General features: G+C 58.7%; 5 protein-coding genes. 4 read left to right on the top strand and 1 reads right to left on the bottom strand.

From position 1 onward, the window contains the following. The 4 genes from O7A70_RS33350 to O7A70_RS33335 all read left to right on the top strand — a co-directional run. Window positions 1-923, top strand: a 923-nt coding sequence (locus O7A70_RS33350) for an aldehyde dehydrogenase family protein (RefSeq protein ID WP_337144133.1), incomplete at its 5' end; no start/stop codon positions are given. A gap of 1 nt (window position 924) precedes the next feature. Then, complete coding sequence (locus O7A70_RS33345) at window positions 925-1,815, top strand: dihydrodipicolinate synthase family protein (protein WP_337144132.1); 891 nt, start codon at window positions 925-927, stop codon at window positions 1,813-1,815. Then, on the top strand, window positions 1,812-3,149 hold the full coding sequence (locus O7A70_RS33340) for an NAD(P)/FAD-dependent oxidoreductase (protein WP_337144131.1): 1,338 nt from the start codon (window positions 1,812-1,814) through the stop codon (window positions 3,147-3,149). The genes O7A70_RS33345 and O7A70_RS33340 overlap by 4 nt, the downstream gene beginning before the upstream one ends. Before the next feature lie 108 nt (window positions 3,150-3,257). Then, a complete protein-coding gene (locus O7A70_RS33335) occupies window positions 3,258-4,151 on the top strand; it encodes a DMT family transporter (RefSeq protein ID WP_337144130.1) in 894 nt (297 codons plus the stop codon). 280 nt (window positions 4,152-4,431) lie between these two features. Here the strand turns inward: O7A70_RS33335 and O7A70_RS33330 are convergent. Then, on the bottom strand, window positions 4,432-5,092 hold a 661-nt coding region (locus tag O7A70_RS33330), incomplete at its 5' end, for a COG1470 family protein (RefSeq protein WP_337144129.1).

Genomic DNA, 5,092 nt, shown 5'->3' with positions numbered 1-5,092 from the left:
AACCCGCCGAAGAAACTTCGCTTACGACCTTGCGTGTTGCCGAGCTGGCCCTCGAAGCTGGGTTCCCCGGCGGCGTTTTTAACGTGGTAACGGGAGATGGCCCGGCGGTCGGCGAACCGATCGGCCGCCATCCCGACATAGATGCCGTCTCCTTCACCGGATCCACCGAGACAGGTCGCCGCTTCCTGAAATACTCCTCCGAAAGCAATCTCAAGGAGGTGGTGCTTGAGATGGGTGGCAAGAACCCGTGCATCGTTATGGATGATGCGAAGGACCTCGACGCCGTCGCGGCGCATATCTGCAACGGTGCGTTTTGGAACATGGGCCAGAATTGCTCTGCGATCTCGCGCCTCCTGGTCCATAAGGACGTGAAACATCCCCTTTTGGAGAAGTTGAAGGAGGTGTCCAAGACATGGATCGTTGGCGACCCACTGGACCCGGCAACGCGTGTCGGCCCGCTGATTTCTTCCACCCATTTTGAGAAGGTGAGCGGATACCTGGCGTCGAATGGCAAAGTGATTGTCGGCGGCCAAACTTTGCACGGCAGGACGATTGAACCCACGATCATCGAGTTCGATGGCCATGACGGCAAGAATGTCATTGAGGAGATCTTCGGACCAATCCTGTCCGTGATCGAGGTCCAGTCGCTAGCCGAAGCCGTATCGCTTGCCAACGCGACGGAATATGGCCTTGCGGCTTCAATCTTCTGCGGAGACGGCACCCGTGCCCTCAGGGCAGCCCGCGCGCTCCGGGCGGGTACCGTGACGGTAAACTGCTACGGGGAAGGGGACGCGGCGACACCATTCGGAGGCTACAAGCAATCCGGTTTCGGCGGCCGAGACAAGGCCATTCATGCCCATGATCAATACACGCAAACCAAGACGCTTTGGGTCGACCTCAGCGGCTCCAACGAAGGCTTTTGACATGACTGCTTTTGCGTTCCCTGGCCTCAACCTCGCCATCACGACGCCTTTCGATTCAAACGGCAAGGTCGATCTCAACAGGCTTGATGAACTGGTCGAGCGGTATCTGGCTGTAGGCGTAGACGGCATTGTCTTCAGCTCCGGGACGGGCATGCATGTCTACCTGACCCTCGAAGAATCCAAGTCGGTCATCGAACGGGGAGTGAGGACGGTAGCCGGCCGCGCGAAGGTCATCGCGCAGGCTTCGGCGCTGCTAATCGCTGACGCCGCCCAAAGGACGCAGATCGCAAAGGACGCCGGGGCTGATGGCGTCATGGTGCTTCCGCCGTTCTTCGAAGGCCCCGCGGATGATGACAGCATCTTTGATTTTTATGCGGATGTCGCCAAAGTAGGCCTGCCAATTATTGGATACAACGTGCCTCAGGCAGTGGGCGTGAGAATTACGCCGGACCTCCTGCGCAAACTGTGCGAGTTGCCGGAGTTTCAGGCAGTCAAGGACAGCAGCGGAGATTTGGTCTCACAAGTCAGCCTGATCCAGACCGGCCTGGCTGTGATCAACGGTGCTGATCCGCTGGTGCCTTTCTCACAACTCGCGGGCTGCGCCGGTCTGATCTGGGGCGGAGCAAACATCGCACCCCGCGCATGCGTTGCGGTCGTCAAGGCGGCGCGCGAGAAACGATGGGATGACGTCACGGCCCTCTGGGCACAGCTGGAGCCGTTGATGTCACTCTTGTGGCAGGGCGATTATGTGCAGAGCGTCTATGCGGGTGCCGAGCTGACCGGATATTCGCCTGGTAAAATAAGAAAGCCCTTCCGCGCGCTGTCTGCCGACCGCATCCAGGCACTACGCAAGGCAATCGGCCCTCTACTCGCACAAGAAACCGCAAAATGACTTCGCAAGTTTTCCGCGCGCGGCAATTGCCGGATCACGGCCCGCGGTCCGGATGGACTGCGCTGCTGCCACCCAGGATCGCGACACCGGAGCTCGACCGGACGATCACAGTGGATGTCGCGATCATTGGCGCTGGGTTCGCGGGCCTCGCAACGGCGGTGCGCCTCAACCAGCTCGACCCGGGACTATCGATTACCATAATAGATGCCGACGTCGTGGGAAACGGTGCCAGTGGACGGAATTCCGGGTTCCTGATCGACCTCCCACACGATATTTCTACAAGTGACTTTGCCGGCGATGTCTTGGCCAAAAGCCGGAATGATATTGTCGTCGCACGGTCGGCGATCCGGCTCTACGCCGGGCTCGCTGCCCAGCACGGCTGGGCGAATTCGGTCTTCGATCCCTGCGGCAAATACAGCGTCGCCATGACCGACGGCGGGGCAAGGGGACTAGCCGAATATTCTTCGAAACTGCAATTATTGGGCGAACCCCACCTGAACCTGAACGCCACCGAAATTGCGGATGTGACTGGCACCAGATCCTTCAAACGCGGCCTGTTCACGCCCGGGGCAGCACTCGTTCAACCGGCGAGCCTCGTTCGAGCCGTCGCGGACCAGATGCAGAAGCCTATCGCTCTGTTTGAGAACACGGCTGCGCTTTCCATCAAGAGCACGTCGTCGGGATGCACGGTGCACACAGCCAAGGGCCGGATCAATGCCTCGCGCGTCGTGCTGGCGGTTAACGGCCATGCGGCGAGTTTTGGGATCGGCCGCGACGATCTTCTCCATATCTTCACGTATGCGTCCTTGTCCGAGCCCTTCGAGCCTTCGTCATTGGGAGGAGCCCGGAAGTGGGGGGCAACCCCGGCATCGCCGATGGGTACAACCGTGCGCCGCGTCGATGGGGAAACCGGAGACCGCATCCTCATTCGGTCGCGGTATACCTATAACCCCAAGATCACGGCCAGCGCCGGTGTTATCGGGAGGGCGGGTGACCTTCACGACAAGAAATTTGCCGACCGGTTTCCCGATTTGGGCCATCTGAAGATGCAATATCGCTGGGGCGGAGCCATGGCCTTGACGTGGAATACCGTCCCCCTGTTCGGCGAGGTCGAAACCAACATCTTTGCCGCCTGCGCGTGCAACGGGATAGGGGGCACCAAGTCGACTGCGGCGGGTATCGCAACTGCGGAACTTCTCACCGGGCTCAAGACAGAGCTCAGCGACATATTCAGAGCCTACGAGAAACCCCAGCCGTTACCTCGGCAGCCGCTTCAGGCCCTGGGGGCGAAGATTAGTCTCAAGTACAGGGAGTGGAGGGCAGGGAAAGAGTAGACCTCCCAGCGCCGCAGTCCTCTCCACGCGACAAATTCTGAAAAGTCGATCCGGAAGCCGGCCGCTCTGTCGCGAACCGCTGGCCCCGGTCAATGCCGTGTAGCAGTCATGAAAAAGCTTTGGAATTACCCTTTGACTATTATGGATCTTGGCCTCGTGGCGATGTGGAGCTCGGGGTACGTTGGTGCAAAGCTCGCTTCGGAAACCGGCTCGGTACTCCTGGTCCTCTTTTGGCGTTTCCTCCTGATATCGGTGGTCCTCGCCCCAATCTCAATTCGGTATGTGGTCCGGCACGGGTTGCGACCCCTGTGGATCAACGCTGTTCTCGGGATCTGCGCAATGTTCCTGCAAATTGGGTGCGCGATCGTGGCGATCGACATGGGGATGCCGGCGGGCACAGTATCCATCATCTACGCCCTTCAACCTTTGCTCACGGCCGCGGTTGCTGGACCAATCCTCGGGGAACAGGTCACGTGGAGAGAGTTGATCAGGCTCGCGGTCGCGTTTGTGGGCGTGTCCCTGGCAGGCGGCTATGGCGGACTTACGGCGCCGGGATTTGCTTACTTCCTGACAATTCTCGGAACGTTTGGGATTGTAACGGCCACGGTGGTTGCCAAGGCATTTGTCGACGACACACCGATCATTCCTGGGATCGGAATTCAAAGCGTTTTCTGCGCGATGTTGTTCTGTCCGCTGGCCATGATGGATGGAGGCCTTGGTCCGCCGCTCCACGATCCCAAGTTCTGGTTCGTTGTCGGCTGGTTTATCCTGTTCTCGACATTCGGCGCATATGTATTTTATTGGCTGTGCCTTCGCAAATCATCGGCCGTCCACGTCGGCAGCGTCCTCTACCTGACGCCCGTTGTCACAATCGCAGTTTCGGCGATCTTCTTCGCTGAGCCTGTCACCTCCGCCAAAATCCTGGGGCTCACTGTTTGTCTCACCGGCGCCGCAATTGCGCTATCGCACAAAGCTCCCGGAACATTGCTTCAGCGACGATAAAGGGGGATCCCTTGACAGGAGATCTGCACGACAGCAAACCCAAATCATTGACCAGGCTGCTTCAGAAAGCGTTTCAGCTCTGGTGCGACCTAGGGACGGAAATCGCATCCACGTATGCTCATTCGTCCTCTTGCGGATTCATCATCATGCCGGAAAAAACGACGTCGCTCCGCCCGGTCAGGACTATCACGCGCCAAAACCGCCAGCAGATAAAGGGGATGCCTGAATCGACCAAGGTCCGCTTGTATTCACGAACCACGGTCGTCCAGTTCCATAACAGCTAGGCGCTGATGGTGGACACCAGAGCTTCGCATACGGGACCTTGGGAAATCCCGTCGATCAGCATTTCGACTGTCAAGAGTTTCCGACCCCGCGCAGGCTTGGCGGGCGCCCGGGCTTCAACAGTGAGTTCGCCAATTTCCAATGGATCGAGACAGAGGCAAGTGAACTCCGTCGCGGCAGTCCAACCGTGATCCCCAAGCAGGCGCGCCTCATAGGTCACCGCGCGATCGAAATTGTTCCGAATCTTGAGGGTAAACGTCCTCGTCTCCCCAGCCCTTGTTTCCGACAGGTAGGGCAGCATTCGAACCCAAAACAGGTCGATAAAGTGATCGGCCGGTGCGTCCACGACCTGACGGAACACGTCCTCTTTTCGCGCGATATACTGCGTGTATTCCTCAACTCTAGCATGATCCATTGCGAACAATTCGCCGTGGCCCGGGCACATCAGGTCGATCTGCACGTTCCGCATCAACTCGGCGCAGCGGCGATGCATTTTCAGCTGAAAGCTGTTTCTGAGCACGGTGCTTTGCACCGCTTTCTGGCTCCGGAGGTCAGTACCATTCAAGAAAAGGATGTTGTCGCCACCGAAACCCACCCGCTTGCCGTCAATTTCGCCAACGATGAACGCGTGGTATTTGGTCTGGCCAGGCGCATGGTAG

It is taken from the genome of Mesorhizobium sp. Cs1299R1N1 (assembly GCF_037179655.1).
Lineage (GTDB): Bacteria > Pseudomonadota > Alphaproteobacteria > Rhizobiales > Rhizobiaceae > Mesorhizobium > Mesorhizobium salmacidum.
This window is presented reverse-complemented; position numbering and strand designations above follow the sequence as displayed.

Excerpts from the sequence above, each read along its gene's own strand:
- O7A70_RS33335 (WP_337144130.1), top strand. The coding sequence starts at position 3,258 with ATGAAAAAGCTTTGGAATTACCCTTTGACTATTATGGATCTTGGCCTC.
- O7A70_RS33340 (WP_337144131.1), top strand. The coding sequence starts at position 1,812 with ATGACTTCGCAAGTTTTCCGCGCGCGGCAATTGCCGGATCACGGCCCG.
- O7A70_RS33345 (WP_337144132.1), top strand. The coding sequence starts at position 925 with ATGACTGCTTTTGCGTTCCCTGGCCTCAACCTCGCCATCACGACGCCT.